The sequence below is a fragment of the Pseudomonas sp. P4_C8 genome (genome assembly GCF_056401975.1).
Genome location: NZ_JBFUIH010000052.1, coordinates 1 through 16,470, shown reverse-complemented (window position 1 = coordinate 16,470; position 16,470 = coordinate 1). Strand labels below are relative to the sequence as shown.

Sequence of the window (16,470 nt, the reverse complement as noted above, 5' to 3'; positions counted from 1 at the left end):
CTAAAGCATCCACTTCATCAGGATATGAGAGGCGATCCAGGGTGAAGCCTCGGCTACGCACCATGCAATTGTTAGAGTGACAGACAAGTAAGCTGCAAAAAACTTGACCACTGCACGCGTTTCCATCGCCCTCATCCCCTTGATGCGATTCATTTCCGTTGGACGCAATTCAACGCTCTCGGTTCAATACCGGTCATCGCGGGAATTAGGGGCGTGCCTGATTCCATGCTTATCCGGTAAATGGCATCCGCTAAAGCGTCGCGAATTCGCAGAGGGGTACTTGCGTGGAATACAAGCAGGTAGGAGAGAGGGAGTCTGAAAACAAAAAGCCCGCACATGGCGGGCCTTCTGTATGGGGTCAAATCCTTTTGTTTGCTCAATCTGCGCTCCATTATGTGAGCGCTTCGTGAAAAGTATGTCGCAGGAACGAAAAAGCCCGGCGCAGTGGCCGGGCTCTTCATACACGTAGCCAAATCCTTTTGGCTGATCGCATTGTGCCGGGTGGATGTGACGACGGTGTGACAGGGTCAGAAATTGGGCATTTCGATCTGCGCCGCAGAACGAAACGACGTTGCCAGGTGCCTCTTCGGTAGATGCTGATCAGTCGGTGTTAAAACCAGCTGCGATCATCCTCCAGCTCTTCGCGGCACTGCTTGAGCTGCGAATCGTAGTTCTTTGACTGCTGCTCTACTTTGCGTGCCACCTGCATCAACCATGGCTTGCTGCGATAGGTGCCACGACGAAAGCCGCCACGCCCTTCATGGTAAGCCAGGTACTGGTTGTAGGCGTCCCCTTTGGAGATTCCAAGCTGGCTGTGGGTGCCAGTGGTGTACCAGCCGATAAACATGATCGCGTCATCATAGTTGTCCCGCGAGCCGCCATTGCCGGTCATATCCTTGTACTCACCCCAGACAGGGTCTAGGGCTTGCGCATAACCATAGGCAGAACTGACTCGCCCCCAGGGAATCACTCCAAGCACGTAGTCACGGGGAGGCAATGCATCGGAGACGAAACTGCTCTCCTGCTTCATGATCGCCATCGCAACGTGTTGAGGCGTACCCCATTCTTTCTGCATCTCTAGCGAGTCTTCGTACCAGTCAGGGTACTCACGATAGATATTGCACAGATTATTTTGATCCTTTGGCGGCACCGTCGTGCAGCCCGTCAAGATCGCAAATACTAGCAACAGCGCCCAAACTCGCCCTTGTTTCATCCATAGCCCTCAGAAAAATAAGGGCGTTAGTAGCCCTCCGCTTGCAGCACAGAACCTGTGTAAAACAGACCATTCGATGTCACGGCGCAAGTGATAGGGCGCCAGCGAATGCCGACTGCTGGAATGGCAGATTTGCCAGTGGTGACGCGCGGCGCGACAGGGCAAGTCCGGCGAGGATGATGGTCTCAGGGTGTGCGTTGAGCGACCCGCATGGCCGCTCAATGCAAGTTGGCGTTAAAAGAGAATAAAAGCAGAGGCCGTTGTTTGATTCAGGTCGATGTCGCCGACCTCCAGTACTTCATATTCAGCGCGGATACCAATGTTGCGAAACACATCAAATTCAACACCGGCGCCGTAGGTCAGATCCACCCCGGTGTCATCATCGCTGGCATTGCCGTCAGCATCCCAGGCATGAGCACCGACACTGCCGTAAAGGCGTATCCGGTCTCCCAGTGGAAAGCCGACATGGGCGCTGGCCTGGACAGATTTGCCATCGAAATCAAGATTCTTGTCCTCGAATTGGCCGAGATCAACGAAGGCGCCTTCGAAGGCCAGATAGCCGTTGAGACGATAGCCGGCAAAAACCTTATAGCTGGAATCTTCATCGCTCAGACTGGATTTGTCGGTTTCAATGTTGCTTACGCCAGCTCCAAGATACAAACCTCTGTCATCCTCCGCGACTGCCTGAAAAGACAGCAACGAAAGCAGTGAAACGAAGCCAAGGTTTCGAAAAAACATGTGAGGTGGAATCCTTCTACAGATTGTCGATTGTGAGGTGTTCGCCGAGAATTTGAGTGATCGCGAAGACTGATAGAAGTCATTGATTGATATTTTTGAGTGACTTCAATCAGTGTGGGGACTGATGTTCGCTGGTAATTGAAAATACCGTCTTGCCAATGCACGAACAGGGAGCTCTTTGGAAAACAACCAGCCTTGCGCCAATAACACACCTTCTGAAGTCAAGTGCGGTAGTTGCTGTTGAGTTTCGACGCCCTTGGCGACAACGTTAAGTTTTAGAGTCTTGGCGATTTTGGCAATATGTCGCCACAAGGCATCCTTGGCAGCGATGGTGTCGTGGTTGATGAGCGTAAGATCTATTTTCAGTATGTCGACAGGTACTGATTCGATGAGCGAGAGGCGGAAGTAGCCGGAGCCGACGTTATCAATGGCAATACGATGCCCGCGTGCTCGAAGTCTGTGCAACTGAGTCGCTGCACTTTTTTGGTCTAACAAGGTTTTTTCGGTAATCTCAAAGACGATGGCGGTGGCTGGCAAGTTGTACGCTGCCATGATGTTGGCCACAAAGTCTGGAAAGGTTGGATCGAGAATGTCTTGAGTGGAAAGATTGACTGTGATGTAGAAATCCTTGCACGCCCAAAGATAGGTGCTGTAATCCTCCGCAACCCGGCGTATGACCGAGCGCGTAAGCTCGCAGATCAAGTCGGACTTCTCTGCCGCCGCGATGAATACGTCCGCCGGAATGATGGCTCCTTTAGAGCTCCAGCGCGACAGCGATTCGGCACCGACCAGGTTACCCGTCCGCAAATTAACTATAGGCTGGTAGTGAACATCCAGCTCATTCGCCCTTATGGCCTTGCGAAGCTGAATGGCGGTTGAGGTGTAATACCTTTCAATCTTCCGTGCACTGTAGAGCAATACGCCCAGCATAAACGCCAGGGTAATAAATAACTTCCATCCGAGAGCCAGATGCTCAGCAAGACTCCCGGTACAAAACCATGCGACCGAGCCCGCCGCAGCCGTTACGCATAAAGCTACCGTGTGCCTTCTAAGCAAAGCTTTATACCCCGTAATCATAAAAAACTCCGAAATATACGACTTCAACTTGGTGGGGGCGGCCTGAAGAATTAAAGGTGCGCTTGTTAATAGTCAATCAACCAGGCCAGTGCTACACCACATAAGTAGGCGAGAAGACAAAAGATAATTTTTTGCTTAAGCGGCAGTGAATTTAATCGATAGCTCATGCTTACCCCCTTGAATTAGAAGTAATCAATATTGGTGGTTAAAATGGATGGATGAAAATTATTGATTGTTATTTTTTTGGAATTACGTTGTCTAGGCGGTGCGCTTGTTGCAGTGAATGAAAAGCGCCTGCAGTATCCCGCATGAGTAGCATCACCTTACCATTTCTAATACTCAGCAGTTGGACGCCGCCAGTTTTGCAGCGTTGCGCCTGGTGGTTTCGGAGGGTGTCACTCCATAAGCATCCTGGTAGGCCTTGGAAAACCGACTTAGATGCTGGAAGTTCCAGAACATTGCGGTTTCGGTAACCGTTGGCCACGTGTTGCGGATCAAGTCTCGGCGGACATTGGCGAGTCTTAAATTTCGAATGTAAGCGATCGGAGAAATTCCAAATGTTTCGACGAATCCATGATGCAAGGTGCGAGTCGTAGTCTCAAGTTGTTTTACTAGCGCCTTCATGCAGAGCGCCTTTTTCAGGTTGTCATGAATGTATTCTATCGCTGCCATCGCAACCTTTCTTCTGGTCGGGATTTTTAGCGAGGAGCGACCAGCAGGTGTCAGTACCCGGAGTAGAGAAATCAGCAGCACACTTTCAATGGAGGAAGTATCAGGGCGGTCGCGCTGTTCTAAAGGTTGATTGTTGACGTCGTTAACGCACGCGTTGATGGCTTGGATGGCAGACTGAATTAATTTGAAATTTGGAACCTGAAAGCGGTATTCCTTTCGCTTTGCAAGCATATCGATAGTTGAATTGTTTTCCAGGCACTGTTTGTAGTGTTCTAAAGTCGTGGTGAGTGTGAAAAGAGTTTCATTCGGCTCGCAAGTGTAATGCACTGGCTCGTCGCTAGTCAGTACGATGATTTCGTTAGGTCGTAATTCATGATTATTTATAGTGGGTCGACCAACGGAAGCCTGTGAAATGGCGAAGGTGACATAGCCATGAGGCACAGAGCTGATAATAGTCACCGCTGAATCAAACTCCAGTCGACTGCATTGGAGTATGGGGCTATGAATGAGCTTATGCTGTCGAATGCTTGCTTCACGCTCTGATGGGACAAGGCTCATCTCCCATCGGCCAATTGTTCTATGGGATTTGTCCGCAGGCGTAGAGGTTACACGAAAGACTTCATTGGGGATGCTCATGGAGTTGAACGCTCTTCAGCTAAATGGATAGTGCTAAGCAATGTGTGTCAACGACTGTGGTGTCGGTCGTTAATGCAACTCAGTCGAGAGAGTTTGACGAGCGATCCATTTGATCGCTCCTTGACAGTGACGTCCAAAGAAAATAAGCGCTGAGTGTGACAATTCTTTTACTTCTAAATTTTCACATTCAGCGTATAGACTATGACGCAAACGCACCTGGCTCGACTTCAGCGCTGTCGTCATTTTTGTCCGTCAATGACTCCGGCATCAGATCCAACGCCGCTGAAAAAACATACGCATCGTTCAATGGTATATCCAATAGGCTTTGAAGTTTGCACGGCGCTATTTTCGAACCAAAGATGGCCGTTTTTTGACTTGTTGGGCCGATGGCTGCGGCATCATAGGCAAACAAATCATTGACACGATAGTTGGTGCAAATTTTATATCTGGCTTTTTCATCGCTCAGTGCTTTTTTGTTGCTTTCAATACGTGTCAGGTCGGCACCATGAGGTTCGTCTTCATAGGCCATGGCCTTGACAGAAAGCAATACACCAAACGATACGGTTGCGAGGTTTTTTAGCTGCATTGACGTGCTTTCCTTATGAATGGCTTTTCAGGCAGAGCATAGTGTCAGCCGCATCACTGCCACGGCTTGGCCTCTGGATAGTCTTGCTCCAACGAGGCTTATCAAAGTCAAAAACTCATATTTTCGGAGTGTTCGGTCTATTTGCAGATGACGTCAGGAGCAGCTTTCACTGTATTGAGAGGCTATGCAGCCAGAAAAAATATTATCAAAGTGGAATGAGTGATAAATCTTGACGCTCATTAGTCATGTTTTTGGGGGGGGAGGGGCGTTGGTCGTTTGTCGCCTCTTCCTCCTCGTGGAACTCATTTTCAGAGTAGATTTTTAGATGCGACAATTTTAGTTTCTCATTCGGACTCAATTCTATTTCATAAATTTCGATTTCCGCGCTACCGATAGAGTACTCATTGTGGGCCATCGAATGAAATGGTATTGCAGCCAGAGATAGAGCTACCAGGATCTTGGATATCATCGATTTTACGGCTCGCAAAAAAATAGTTGTTTTCATCTACCACCCCAGGAAAAGTTGTTTTGAAGGAGTATGAAGCTGAAACATAACTTTACAGGCGGTCATGAAGTTTGTTTGGAGAAGCCGGGAGCCGGTCTTTGTGCTGAGAGATAGCAGGCACGGCTCCGAAACTATAGAGGAGAGACTTTGAAGGGAAAGGGCGCCTGACTCAAATCAGTAATTCTTATTTTTTTGTTTGAGTCGGCTTTAGCGGCGCAAGGAGTATCAAGTCCTGTTGCCTGGTCGAATATGCGTGACGTGATTGACAATAGATGGCTTAGTGATTCATGCAGCGCAAGCGGCCAAAGTCGTGCACATAAAAGCATACGGCTTTTTTATCGGTGGTAGGGATTAATTCGTAGTTTAGAACAGCGCCTTCTTGCAGAGCGAACTGGCGCCTGAAAAAGAGATCGGGTGTTTTTTCAATGGCGAATAGCTCGTCATCCTGGCTAAGTTTGACATTACTTACTTTTATCTGAACGTGATGATAGCTTTCTCGGATGACATCCGCCGTGATCGTAGCGTTGCGGATCTTTCCGTTCAGGCTTTCCAGAGTGGTTTGCGTAAGTCGGCCGTGCCCGATGGTCAGATATTCTTCAGAGTTGAGTTGATTTAAATCTTCGAGCCATTGTCGAGTGATTGTTTGATAACTGGTATTTTCCATGTAATAAGATGGCGAATACATCAACGAAAAAATACAGGCAGCGTTGATAACTCCCAGCACTATCCAGTGAGCAATTGACGGTATTCTTAGCTTCATGGCGTTGCTTCCAAACATTGTTGGATCATCACGGCGAGGTCTTTTTGGTTGCTATTTAACTGTAAGTTTGCAGTGCTTAGGTCCGGACGAACGCACGACACGGAATAGTTTGTTTTAAAGAGATTCAACCAAACCTGACCCTTTAAATTTGGCGAAAGCTGTTGAACCTGTTTAGCCGAAAGATCCCGCAGTGATTGAGCTTCTGCGACGCTGTTACCTACTGCATGAATGACCAATTCGTTCACTTGTACACTGGAAATTTCTATTTTCGGTGTGTCGAAGCCCGAATGGAAACCAGTGAAGGCGCATACTCCCAAGGTCAAGACATAAGCGACTGACAGGGATTTTTTAATGTAAGTAGATTTTATGGTTTTTCCTGATGACTCCAGGACACCATCATTTTCGGTTAGCGGAAGCGCTTCAATGGCGGGTACTGCAGGTTGTGCGGCTTCATCGGAAGGCGTCAGAAAGTCTGTTTGTACATCGACAACATAGTGACGGTTGAAGCAATAGCCTCTTCGAGGAACCGTCATCAAAATCTCGTGATCTCGACTGTCATTCAAAATGTTTCTAAGTGAGAAAACGGCCTGATTCAAACTGCCAGAGGCGACGACGCGGTCATTCCAGGTGTAGTCGATGATTTCCTCACGGCTTTTAGTCTGACCGGGTTCCATAAGCAGCAGGTCCAGTAGACGCGATTCAGCTCTACCTATCGTGGTGTTTTGCACATCTCCATAGGGTGTCGTGATGGAAAGCAAGGCGGTGTCTGGGTCAAAAACGGCCATGGAACCATTTTTCAACTTGAAGGCGTAACGCATGAGAATCCTTCGATCGGGTGGATCTGGCTGGCTATTAAGACAGTTTTGATAGGCCGGATTTGACGTAATACATATTTGTCAGGGGATGAACGGCTACGAGCGGGCATACGCGGAAGGTGCAGAGAGAGCCACTAGACAATGGTGGGACAGCCTATCAAAAATCTCACTGGAATCAAGCAAGGGTAATCCACGAGGGTTCAATCGAGGTCCATGATGATGCTCGGTACGAATAATGTGCGCTATCCGAAAACTGCAAGGCAGGGGGTTGAGACTGAGTTCTATTTGACACACAAGCCTGCGGTTTGGCCGAACTGATTCCTATTTGCTGACAGGACATTTTTGCCCCTCAAGCAGATTGAAGCCATGTATTTGAGTGAGATACAGGCGAGGGCAGGGGATAAGGGAAGTGAAGTTCCTTCAGAGGCAGGGCGAACTTAAATTGTTGATCGCATAACTGGGTAATTACATCGGAACATCAATTAAGTTATCCGGAAAAGTTGTCAGTTCGCAACGTTGATATCGGGGTATTCGAAGAAGAATAACCATCGGGATCAAGGCAAAACGTTGTAGCCACGCTGTTGCAGGCAACTGCTGTACACCGAGTTGTTGGCGGTGATGCTTTGCTCGGTCGCTCCACTGTTTTGTCTGCGCTCCTGGCGTTGTCTTGATCCCCCGACCACCGCGCCAGCTACCGCTGCGCTGTGTGCACGGTTCTGGCGATAGTCTTGCTTGATATCGTCGTCGATCTGGTCATAGACGTTGTCATGTTGGTTGCCCCGAACCTGCGCTGCAGTGGCTCCGGCGACGGCGGCGGTGGCAGCGCCTTTTACCCGACCACCGGATGGCACGGTGTTTTGTATCGGGAATTGAGCATTGGCCTGTGATTGGCAGGTACTGGTGTCTTGCTGAATTGTCTGGGACGTTTGCCCTTTTAGTGGAACCACCGTCACCGCCAACGCGCCAGAACTGGCGAGCAACACTAATGACGATAAGGTAAAGGTCAGTATTTTCATCAAGTCGGACTCTCGTTAGATATCGTTACGTGGCCTAACGGTTTGTTTAGGGAGACGCGGCTTAAACCCCATGCTCGCGATGCAATCCCATGACAATGGATGGCAGGCAATTCAACGTTTGCAATGGGGTATTACGCGGTTATTACTGCTTGGAAAGCAGTGCCTGCATGTCGTTCGTCATCTCTTTGAGTGCGGCCTTGAAGTCATTGGCAGCTATTGGCTGGCTGGCATTATCCAATGTCTCGCCGAACACCTTGCGTACCACCTTGACGACGGGCAAACCGGTTTTTGCATCGATCAGGTCGGCTTCGATATACATTTCGGCTGTCTGATCGCGATGCCCGGTGGCTGCTTGTGTTGCCCCGACAATAGCAGAGATCGGTACGGCCTCATACCAATGCATGCCCTCGTTGGTGGCGCTGACCTCGGTGATCGCCGCATGCAAGATCAATGTCCGAGAATCGGCGGGTGCTTGCTGTGCATCCGAGATGATTGTGTAGGTGGGGGCAAAGGCGTTCTTGACACTGTTGCTCGCCATGGTCTGCACGTCTTGCAGGGTTTTCAGGTTGATGCGATCGCTCGGCTTCGGCGCTGGATACAGCTCTACCTGCTTGAACACGACAGTGGAATAAGCGCGAGGATCAAACCCTGGCTTTACCCAGCGCAGCACCTTTTTTTCGCTCGGCGTAGTTTGCTCTTCCAGTCCCTGATAATTGGCCAGGAAGCCCGAATATTGCTCCTGCTCAGTGACCTTCGAGACACAGCCGACCTGAAACACGCTACTCAAAGCAATTCCCACTATCCATTTATTCGACATGCCCATGTGTTCTGTTCTCAAGTGATGAAAGTTGTCATTCAGTTTCCGACCTGGTCCCAGGTGCTGACCTGAGCTACGCAAAGCGCGAGCTTGTACGTCGGTCAATGCGGGGCGCATCCTGCCCGGAGTGGCTGGATAATCCGAATCAATAACCCTCAAAAACTATTAAACTGAACCGCCAAAGTGTGTCCGTCTCGCAGCCCCCTATGGCAGGCGGCTATTTGCGCAGAACGTATCAGTCTGATGAGCGAGCCCTGATCGCAAAGGCGGCAGGTCAGGGTTGCCGCATGATGTCCATTAATACCTGTTGACCAGCAATTCTCCTGTCGGGCGTTGCCGCGCGCATTGATGCAGAGGCTGAACCACCGTCGCCCGACCATCCGCCACTGGCATCCATATCTCGCAACACCGGGCCTCTGTCACGAAATGAAAAGCCATTGTCGTCTGATGAGAAGCGGCTCCAGAGGCAGCAACCTACAGTCCAATCAGCGCAATTCGACGCAGCAAGCCAACATTGCAGATTGGAGAATAAGAAATCATGGCCAAAGCCGTTCGCTTTTACGAAACCGGTGGTCCCGAAGTCCTTCGTTATGAAGACGTCGAAGTCGGCGATCCTGGTCCAGGCCAGGTTCGTCTTCGTCATGTAGCGGTTGGCCTGAACTATGCCGACACCTACTTTCGCAATGGCACCTACCCGATCCCTATGCCAAACGGCATGGGCGTTGAGGCTTCCGGTGTGGTCCAGGCTATCGGCGAAGGTGTGACCAACGTTCAAGTGGGTGATCGCGTCACCTACACCGGTTTCCTCAACACCTTGGGTGCCTACAGCACCGAGCGTCTGATCGCGGCCGCGCCGTTGATCAAGTTGCCGGAAACCATCAGCTTCGAAACGGCCGCGGCCATGACCATGCGTGGTCTGACCTCGTCGTACCTGATGCGCCGCATCTACGACTTCAAGGCCGGTGACACTATTTTGCTGCACGCCGCCGCTGGTGGTGTGGGCCTGATCGTTTCGCAGTGGGCCAAGCTGCTCGGCGTGAACGTTATCGGGACCGTGTCCACCGAGGCCAAGGGTGAAATTGCCCTGGCTCATGGTTGCACCCATGTCATCAATTACAGCCATGAAGACGTTGCTCAACGCGTTCGCGAGATGACGGACGGTGTGGGTGTCAACGTTGTGTTCGACAGCGTTGGCAAGAACACCTTCATGGGTTCCCTGGATTCGCTCAAGCGTCGCGGCTTGATGGTGTGCGTCGGCACGGCGTCCGGCCCGATCCCGGCCTTCGACCCGGTAATGCTGGCAATGAAAGGCTCGCTGTTCCTGACCCGTCCGGCCCTGGCCGACTACATCGCAGACCCGGCGGAAAAAGCCGACCTGGCTGGCGAGCTGTTCGACCACGTCGGCAGCGGTCGGATCAAGATCGAAATCAATCAGCACTATGCCTTGCAAGACGCTGTCCAGGCCCATCGCGACCTAGAGTCACGCAAGACTACCGGCTCGTCGATTTTCGTCATTTAAGGAGCTACCAGCCATGAAAGTCGAACAATTGACCTGCAACATTGGCGCCGAACTGATCGGCGTCAACCTCGCCGATGCGGTGCATGACGACGGTCTTTTTGCCGAGATTCGTGCCCAGTTGCTCAAGCATCGTGTGGTGTTCCTGCGAGATCAGGACATCAGCCGCGCCGAACATGTGGCCTTCGCCCGACGTTTCGGCGAGCTGGAGGATCACCCGGTGGCCGGCAGTGACCCGGATCATCCGGGACTGGTGCGCATCTACAAGAATCCGGACCAACCAATGGACCGCTACGAGAACGCCTGGCACACCGATGCCACTTGGCGCGAGGCCCCGCCGATGGGGTGTGTGCTGCGTTGCGTAGAGTGCCCGCCCGTGGGCGGCGACACCATGTGGACCAACATGGTGGAGGCGTATGCGCGCCTGCCGGAAGACGTAAAAGTGAAGATCGCCGACCTGCGTGCCCGTCACAGCATCGAAGCGAGCTTTGGCGCGGCCATGCCGATCGAGAAACGTCTGGCGCTCAAGGCGATGTACCCGGATGCCGAGCACCCGGTGGTGCGTACTCACCCGGAGACCGGGGAAAAGGTGTTGTTCGTCAACGCCTTCACCACCCACATCAGCAACTACCACACCCCTGACCGGGTGCGTTTCGGCCAGGACGCAAACCCTGGTGCGGGCGAGTTGCTGCGCTACCTGATCAGCCAGGCGTACATCCCTGAGTATCAGGTGCGCTGGCGCTGGAAACCCAACAGCATCGCGATCTGGGACAACCGCAGTACTCAGCATTACGCGGTCATGGATTACCCGCCGTGCCATCGCAAGATGGAACGCGCCGGGATTATCGGTGACAAGACGTTCTGATCAACGCCCTCTGTATTAGCACTCGTAGAGTCGCCTGCCAGGCATGACCGGCAGGCGGACAACCATAAAAACTGGAGTAACTCATGCAATTCTTCGACGATTCCCTGCACCCGGAAAACATGGACAAAGTGGTCATCACCGTGGCCCCGTACGGCCCCGAGTGGATGCCGGAAGACTTCCCGGAAGACATCCCGCTGACCATGGATGAACAAGTTCAGAAAGCGGTCGAGTGCTACGAAGCCGGTGCCACGGTTCTGCACCTGCATGTGCGTGAGCTGGACGGCAAGGGCTCCAAGCGTCTGTCCAAGTTCAACGAATTGATTGCCGGCGTACGTGAAGCGGTGCCGGACATGATTATCCAGGTTGGCGGTTCGATTTCGTTCGCACCTGAAAGCGATGGCGAAGCCGCCCTGTGGTTGTCCGACGATACCCGCCACATGTTGGCCGAGCTGACGCCAAAACCGGATCAGGTCACGGTGGCGATCAACACCGTCCAGATGAACATCATGGAGCTGCTGTATCCGGAATACCTGGAAGGCACTTCCCTGGCCAATCCGGCCTATCAGGCTGCCTACAGCGAAATGACCGTGCCAGCCGGCCCGGCCTGGGTTGCCGAGCACCTCAAGCGTCTGATGGCCAACGGCATTCAGCCGCACTTCCAGCTGACTGGCATGCATTCCTTGGAAACCCTCGAGCGTCTGGTGCGCAGGGGCGTCTACAAAGGCCCGTTGAACCTGACCTGGATCGGCATTGGTGGCGGTTTCGACGGCCCGAATCCGTTCAACTTCTTCAACTTCCTCCATCGCGCGCCGGACGGTTCCACTGTGACCTCCGAATCGCTGCTCAAAAACGTAATGCCGTTCAACACCATGTCGATGGCCATGGGCATGCACCCACGTGTGGGCAATGAAGACACCATCATTGACCACAAGGGCGACCGTTTCGGCTCGGTTGCGCAGATCAAACAGACCGTGCGCATCGCTCACGAACTGGGTCGCGAAATCGCCACCGGCAAAGAAGCCCGCGAGATCTATCGCATCGGCGTGCAGTACGAAACTATCGAAGAAACTCTGCTGGCCAACGGCATGGCCCCCAACCGCAAGGCTGGGCAGAAAGGTGTGCCGCAACGCGGCTGACCGGCAGCGAGGGCGGGAGGTCGGTGACCTCTCGCTCGCTGTTTTGCAATTCGCTCGATAACAAAAATAAAACGAAGTTTCGAGGAGGCTGCATGGCCTTTCACCCAATCGCCGCCGGCGATGACGACACCAGTGGTGTCGGTATTGCGCGCAAATATGCCTGGATCGTCTTCGCACTGACGTTCGGCTTGTTGATTTCCGATTACATGTCCCGCCAAGTGCTGAACGCCGTATTTCCGATGCTCAAGGGCGAGTGGGCCCTGACTGACGGCCAACTCGGCCTGCTCAGCGGCATTGTGGCCTTGATGGTCGGCTTGCTGACCTTTCCATTGTCATTAATGGCTGACCGCTTCGGCCGGGTTAAAAGTCTGGCGCTGATGGCGCTGTTGTGGAGTATCGCCACGCTGGGCTGCGCATTGGCGCAGGACTACCAGCAAATGTTTATCGCCCGCTTCATGGTGGGTGTCGGTGAGGCTGCCTATGGCAGCGTCGGTATTGCTGTAGTGATTTCGGTGTTTCCGAAACACATGCGAGCAACGCTGGCCAGTGCCTTCATGGCGGGCGGTATGTTCGGCTCGGTGTTGGGCATGGCCTTGGGCGGCGCTATTGCGGCCAAGCTGGGCTGGCGCTGGTCGTTTGCCGGTATGGCTCTGTTTGGTCTGATGTTGGCGGTGCTGTACCCGATCATCGTCAAGGAGGCGCGTATTGCACCTCAGCGTGCGGCACAAGCCGGCAAAAAAGTCAGCGCGGTGGTCAAGCGCCCATTGCGCACGTTGTGCTCCAGCCCTTCGGTGATTGCGGCTTACATCGGCAGTGGCTTGCAGCTGTTCGTCGGCGGCACCGTGATTGTGTGGATGCCCAGCTACCTCAACCGTTACTACGACATGCCGACCGACAAGGCTGGCGGTATGGCGGCGATTATTGTCCTGTGCAGCGGTGCCGGGATGATCCTGTGCGGCATGCTCAGTGATCGGATGTGCCGCCAGTCGGCAGAGCGCAAGGTCGCTCTGGCCATCGCCTATTGCCTGGGCAGCTGCCTGCTGTTGTCAGCGGCATTCGCCTTGCCGCCGGGACCTGCGCAATTGTTGTTGATTTGCCTGGGCATGTTGATTGCCGCCGGCACCACCGGGCCCGCCGGGGCGATGGTTGCCAACCTGACTCATTACTCGGTGCACGGTACGGCGTTTGCCACGCTGACCCTGGCCAACAACTTGCTCGGCCTGGCGCCGGGGCCGTTCATTACCGGCAAGGTATCCGACATGATCGGCTTGCAGGCGGCCTTCCAGTTAGTGCCGCTGGTGAGCATCGCGGCAGCAGCCGTGTTCTTTTATGCCAAATGCCATTACCAGAAGGATATTGCCCGGCTGACGGGTGAGCATGTCAACGATTCGGTAAGTGAAACTGCGGTAGAGGTGAAGGTGTGAGTGGTCGTTTACGTATTGATGTGTTTTTCGATTTTATCTGCCCTTGGTGCTTGATCGGAAAACGCCAACTGGAGCGCGCTCTAGAGTCGCTGCACTCGCTGCAACCGGAAGTTCTGGTGACCACGGTGTGGCATGGGGTGCAGTTACTGCCTCATATACCGGTACAAGGTGAACCGTTCGCCGAGTTCTATCTCAATCGTCTGGGCAGTGCCGAAGCGGTGGCGATGCGTCAGGCCCAAGTGCGGCAGGCCGCGCAGGCGGTAGGGGTGCCCATCGATTTGAGCCGCATCGCCACGATGCCTAATACGGCTGACGCCCATCGTTTGCTGGCGCACGCCAACACACGGGGGAGCGCAGCTCAGCGCGACTTGTTGCTTGAGCGCTTGTTCGCCGCGTACTTCCAGAACGGCGAGGACCTGGGTTGCCGCGAGACGTTGATCACCATCGCCCAATCGTGCGGTTACGACGCTGACGCGGTGAAGGACTACCTGCAAGACGAATCCGGTCCCTTTGTCGGTAACGAGATTGGGGCCTCCAGCGGTGTGCCGAGTTTTCAGTTCGATAGCCAAATAACGATGACCGGCGCGCAGCCTGCCGAGGTGCTGCTTGGCGCCATGTACGAAGCCTTGGAGCGCCAGCGCATGCGGTCCCCGTCATGACGCGTCGTGTCCCCGTACCTGCCGGAAAATTTCCACAGGCGGGCGGTCGTGCGCTGTTTGAGTTCGAGAACAAAAGCCTGGCGTTGTTCAACGTCGAGGGCGAGCTGTTTGCCATCGATGACAGTTGCCCGCATCAGGGCGCTTCGCTGTGTGGCGGGCGTCTGGACGGCAGGGTTATTCAATGTTGCGCCCATGGCCTGCGCTTCGATCTGCGCAGCGGTTACCTGCTCAATTCCACCCAGCTCAAGGTCCCAAACTACCCGGTCGAAGTTGTCGACGACCAGGCCTTTATCGTTTTAGTTTCTGAGGAGTCCGCGCCATGAGCGCCATCGCTCTTACCCGTATCCATAGCCGAACACGCGAACTGGCACCGGGTTTTATCGTTAGTCTGATCGTGGCAGCCGCCGCTACTTTTTTGTCCGAGCACTACGGTGCGCCGGTGATGCTGTTTGCCTTGCTGTTGGGCATGGCACTGAATTTCCTGGCCGGTGAGGGCGTCTGCAAGGCCGGCATCGAGTTTACGGCGCGCACCGTATTGCGCATCGGCGTGGCCTTGTTGGGTATGCGCATTACCCTTGAGCAGATTGCCGGGCTGGGCTGGAAGCCTGTAGCACTGGTGGTGACGCTGGTGGTGGTGACCATTGGCGTTTCGGTGATCGCGGCCAAGCTGCTGGGTTTCCAGCGTTTGTTCGGCATGCTCACCGGTGGCGCAACGGCGATCTGTGGCGCTTCGGCGGCGTTGGCGCTGGCGGCGGCATTGCCCAATCATCCGCAGAAAGAACGCGCCACACTGTTTACCGTCATTGGCGTGTCCGCCCTGTCGACCATGGCAATGATCGTTTATCCAATGATTGCCAACTGGTTTTCATTGTCACCGCAAATGGCGGGAATATTCCTCGGCGCCACCATCCACGATGTGGCCCAAGTGGTTGGTGCCGGTTACAGCATGTCGACCGAAACGGGTGACACGGCGACGGTGGTCAAGCTGATGCGGGTCGCGATGCTCCTGCCGGTGATCGTCTGTGCGGCCATGGTGACGCGCATGCAGGGCGCCGACACCGGAGGCAAACGACCACCATTGCTGCCGTGGTTCGCCGTCGGTTTTCTGCTGCTGGCTTGCATCAACAGCACGGGATGGATAGCGCCCGCCGTGCAAGGCACGGTCAATGACCTGTCGCGCTGGTGCCTGGTGGTGTCCATCAGTGCCCTGGGCATGAAGACTCAGCTCAAGGAGCTGGCCTCCGTCGGCATCAAGCCCATCCTCCTGATGGTGGGGGAGACGGTGTTCCTCGTCGTCCTGGTGCTGCTGTTGCTGCGCTGGGGGTTCTGAGCCCGACCTGAATCCGTTTTACGTAGTGCCGCCTTGCGTTTGACTCCTCAGCGCTTTGCGGCACTCGGTCGGTGTCACAAGCATCGGCTTTTTGCGGCGACTGTAACAACAGTCGCCGTTTTTTCGTTGGCTCGAAAACACTTCATCACCAACTGCCATAGGGGATGCCGAAACGTTCGATGTAGCGTTGGGAGGAGTCTTTGATCTTGCCGTAAAAGCCGTTGTATTTGCCTTGATCGGGTCCTAACGGTTCGATGCCGACTTGCCCTCGGTCGACTTTGTGGGCGCGGAAGCAGTCGTCGCAGACCCAGACCTGAATGATGCCTCCCGGCGCCAGTCCCAGATTCAGGGCTGCACTCAGGTTAGCGGTGAACTGAGGGGTTTCGTGGCAGCGCTGGGCCGTCGAGTTGCGCATCATTTCACGGGTGGATTCGGAGATATCGATCCAGCCGGCGTAGGTCTTGCGCTCGACTATCGATTGCCAGCGCACGAAGATGCGTTTCGGCAGGTCTGCGCCCAGCACTGGCATGCCGGCACCGCCAATACCCACCCAACCCCGCGCATTTTCGGTTCCATCTTCATGATCACTTCTTGCGGCTGCACCCGATGCGACAGAGTGAAATATCCGACCATTGATGTCTTCGACTGCCGAGGTCTCGACCGACCCACACCGTCATGTGGGCAGGTTCGGTAAAACCGATGTAC

18 protein-coding genes are annotated in these 16,470 nt (G+C 53.9%); 7 read left to right on the top strand and 11 right to left on the bottom strand.

Annotated features, from left to right (window positions below; translation table 11 throughout):
• Positions 1 to 610: 610 nt before the first annotated feature.
• The 10 genes from AC1DWM_RS25445 to AC1DWM_RS25400 all read right to left on the bottom strand — a co-directional run bounded on the left by AC1DWM_RS25445 (position 611) and on the right by AC1DWM_RS25400 (position 8,841).
• Positions 611 to 1,213 carry a transglycosylase SLT domain-containing protein gene (locus AC1DWM_RS25445; RefSeq protein ID WP_223511561.1) on the bottom strand — a complete coding sequence of 201 codons (603 nt, stop codon included), beginning with the start codon at positions 1,211 to 1,213 and terminating at the stop codon, positions 611 to 613.
• Positions 1,214 to 1,447: 234 nt separating this feature from the next.
• Positions 1,448 to 1,951 carry an outer membrane beta-barrel protein gene (locus AC1DWM_RS25440; RefSeq protein WP_223511563.1) on the bottom strand — a complete coding sequence of 168 codons (504 nt, stop codon included), beginning with the start codon at positions 1,949 to 1,951 and terminating at the stop codon, positions 1,448 to 1,450.
• Between the two features lie 105 nt (positions 1,952 to 2,056).
• Positions 2,057 to 3,028, bottom strand: a complete 972-nt coding sequence (locus AC1DWM_RS25435) for an EAL domain-containing protein (protein ID WP_477796450.1) — start codon at positions 3,026 to 3,028, stop codon at positions 2,057 to 2,059.
• A 339-nt stretch (positions 3,029 to 3,367) separates the two neighbouring features.
• The gene (locus AC1DWM_RS25430; protein ID WP_477796449.1) at positions 3,368 to 4,336 is read right to left on the bottom strand and encodes a helix-turn-helix domain-containing protein; all 969 of its coding nucleotides are present in this window, start codon (positions 4,334 to 4,336) and stop codon (positions 3,368 to 3,370) included.
• 199 nt (positions 4,337 to 4,535) lie between these two features.
• Complete coding sequence (locus AC1DWM_RS25425; RefSeq protein WP_223511567.1) at positions 4,536 to 4,922, bottom strand: hypothetical protein; 387 nt, start codon at positions 4,920 to 4,922, stop codon at positions 4,536 to 4,538.
• A 205-nt stretch (positions 4,923 to 5,127) separates the two neighbouring features.
• On the bottom strand, positions 5,128 to 5,427 hold the full coding sequence (locus tag AC1DWM_RS25420) for a hypothetical protein (protein ID WP_223511568.1): 300 nt from the start codon (positions 5,425 to 5,427) through the stop codon (positions 5,128 to 5,130).
• A 277-nt stretch (positions 5,428 to 5,704) separates the two neighbouring features.
• Positions 5,705 to 6,187 carry a hypothetical protein gene (locus tag AC1DWM_RS25415; RefSeq protein ID WP_223511569.1) on the bottom strand — a complete coding sequence of 161 codons (483 nt, stop codon included), beginning with the start codon at positions 6,185 to 6,187 and terminating at the stop codon, positions 5,705 to 5,707.
• Positions 6,184 to 7,005, bottom strand: coding sequence for a winged helix-turn-helix domain-containing protein (locus AC1DWM_RS25410; protein ID WP_223511571.1), 822 nt, complete (start codon positions 7,003 to 7,005; stop codon positions 6,184 to 6,186). The genes AC1DWM_RS25415 and AC1DWM_RS25410 overlap by 4 nt, the downstream gene beginning before the upstream one ends.
• A gap of 551 nt (positions 7,006 to 7,556) precedes the next feature.
• Positions 7,557 to 8,018, bottom strand: a complete 462-nt coding sequence (locus AC1DWM_RS25405; protein ID WP_223511573.1) for a YMGG-like glycine zipper-containing protein — start codon at positions 8,016 to 8,018, stop codon at positions 7,557 to 7,559.
• A gap of 142 nt (positions 8,019 to 8,160) precedes the next feature.
• Positions 8,161 to 8,841: a DUF3313 domain-containing protein gene (locus AC1DWM_RS25400; protein ID WP_223511641.1), complete on the bottom strand. Its 681-nt coding sequence runs from the start codon at positions 8,839 to 8,841 to the stop codon at positions 8,161 to 8,163.
• Positions 8,842 to 9,373: 532 nt separating this feature from the next.
• Between AC1DWM_RS25400 and AC1DWM_RS25395 the strand changes: the two genes are divergently transcribed.
• The 7 genes from AC1DWM_RS25395 (at position 9,374) to AC1DWM_RS25365 (ending at position 15,765) form a co-directional block, all read left to right on the top strand.
• Positions 9,374 to 10,354, top strand: coding sequence for a quinone oxidoreductase family protein (locus tag AC1DWM_RS25395; protein WP_223511575.1), 981 nt, complete (start codon positions 9,374 to 9,376; stop codon positions 10,352 to 10,354).
• A gap of 13 nt (positions 10,355 to 10,367) precedes the next feature.
• Positions 10,368 to 11,216 (top strand): TauD/TfdA dioxygenase family protein, encoded by an 849-nt coding sequence (locus AC1DWM_RS25390; protein ID WP_223511577.1) that lies wholly within the window; start codon positions 10,368 to 10,370, stop codon positions 11,214 to 11,216.
• Positions 11,217 to 11,299: 83 nt separating this feature from the next.
• On the top strand, positions 11,300 to 12,352 hold the full coding sequence (locus AC1DWM_RS25385; RefSeq protein ID WP_223511579.1) for a beta-keto acid cleavage family enzyme: 1,053 nt from the start codon (positions 11,300 to 11,302) through the stop codon (positions 12,350 to 12,352).
• A 92-nt stretch (positions 12,353 to 12,444) separates the two neighbouring features.
• The gene (locus AC1DWM_RS25380) at positions 12,445 to 13,776 is read left to right on the top strand and encodes an MFS transporter (protein WP_477796448.1); all 1,332 of its coding nucleotides are present in this window, start codon (positions 12,445 to 12,447) and stop codon (positions 13,774 to 13,776) included.
• On the top strand, positions 13,773 to 14,435 hold the full coding sequence (locus AC1DWM_RS25375; protein WP_223511583.1) for a DsbA family oxidoreductase: 663 nt from the start codon (positions 13,773 to 13,775) through the stop codon (positions 14,433 to 14,435). Before AC1DWM_RS25380 ends, AC1DWM_RS25375 begins: the two co-directional genes overlap by 4 nt.
• Positions 14,432 to 14,758 (top strand): Rieske (2Fe-2S) protein, encoded by a 327-nt coding sequence (locus AC1DWM_RS25370; RefSeq protein WP_223511585.1) that lies wholly within the window; start codon positions 14,432 to 14,434, stop codon positions 14,756 to 14,758. The genes AC1DWM_RS25375 and AC1DWM_RS25370 overlap by 4 nt, the downstream gene beginning before the upstream one ends.
• The gene (locus AC1DWM_RS25365; RefSeq protein WP_223511587.1) at positions 14,755 to 15,765 is read left to right on the top strand and encodes a YeiH family protein; all 1,011 of its coding nucleotides are present in this window, start codon (positions 14,755 to 14,757) and stop codon (positions 15,763 to 15,765) included. Before AC1DWM_RS25370 ends, AC1DWM_RS25365 begins: the two co-directional genes overlap by 4 nt.
• 145 nt (positions 15,766 to 15,910) lie before the next feature.
• Here the strand turns inward: AC1DWM_RS25365 and AC1DWM_RS25360 are convergent, their stop codons facing one another.
• On the bottom strand, positions 15,911 to 16,294 hold the full coding sequence (locus tag AC1DWM_RS25360) for a DUF2931 family protein (RefSeq protein WP_477796447.1): 384 nt from the start codon (positions 16,292 to 16,294) through the stop codon (positions 15,911 to 15,913).
• Positions 16,295 to 16,470 lie beyond the last annotated feature (176 nt).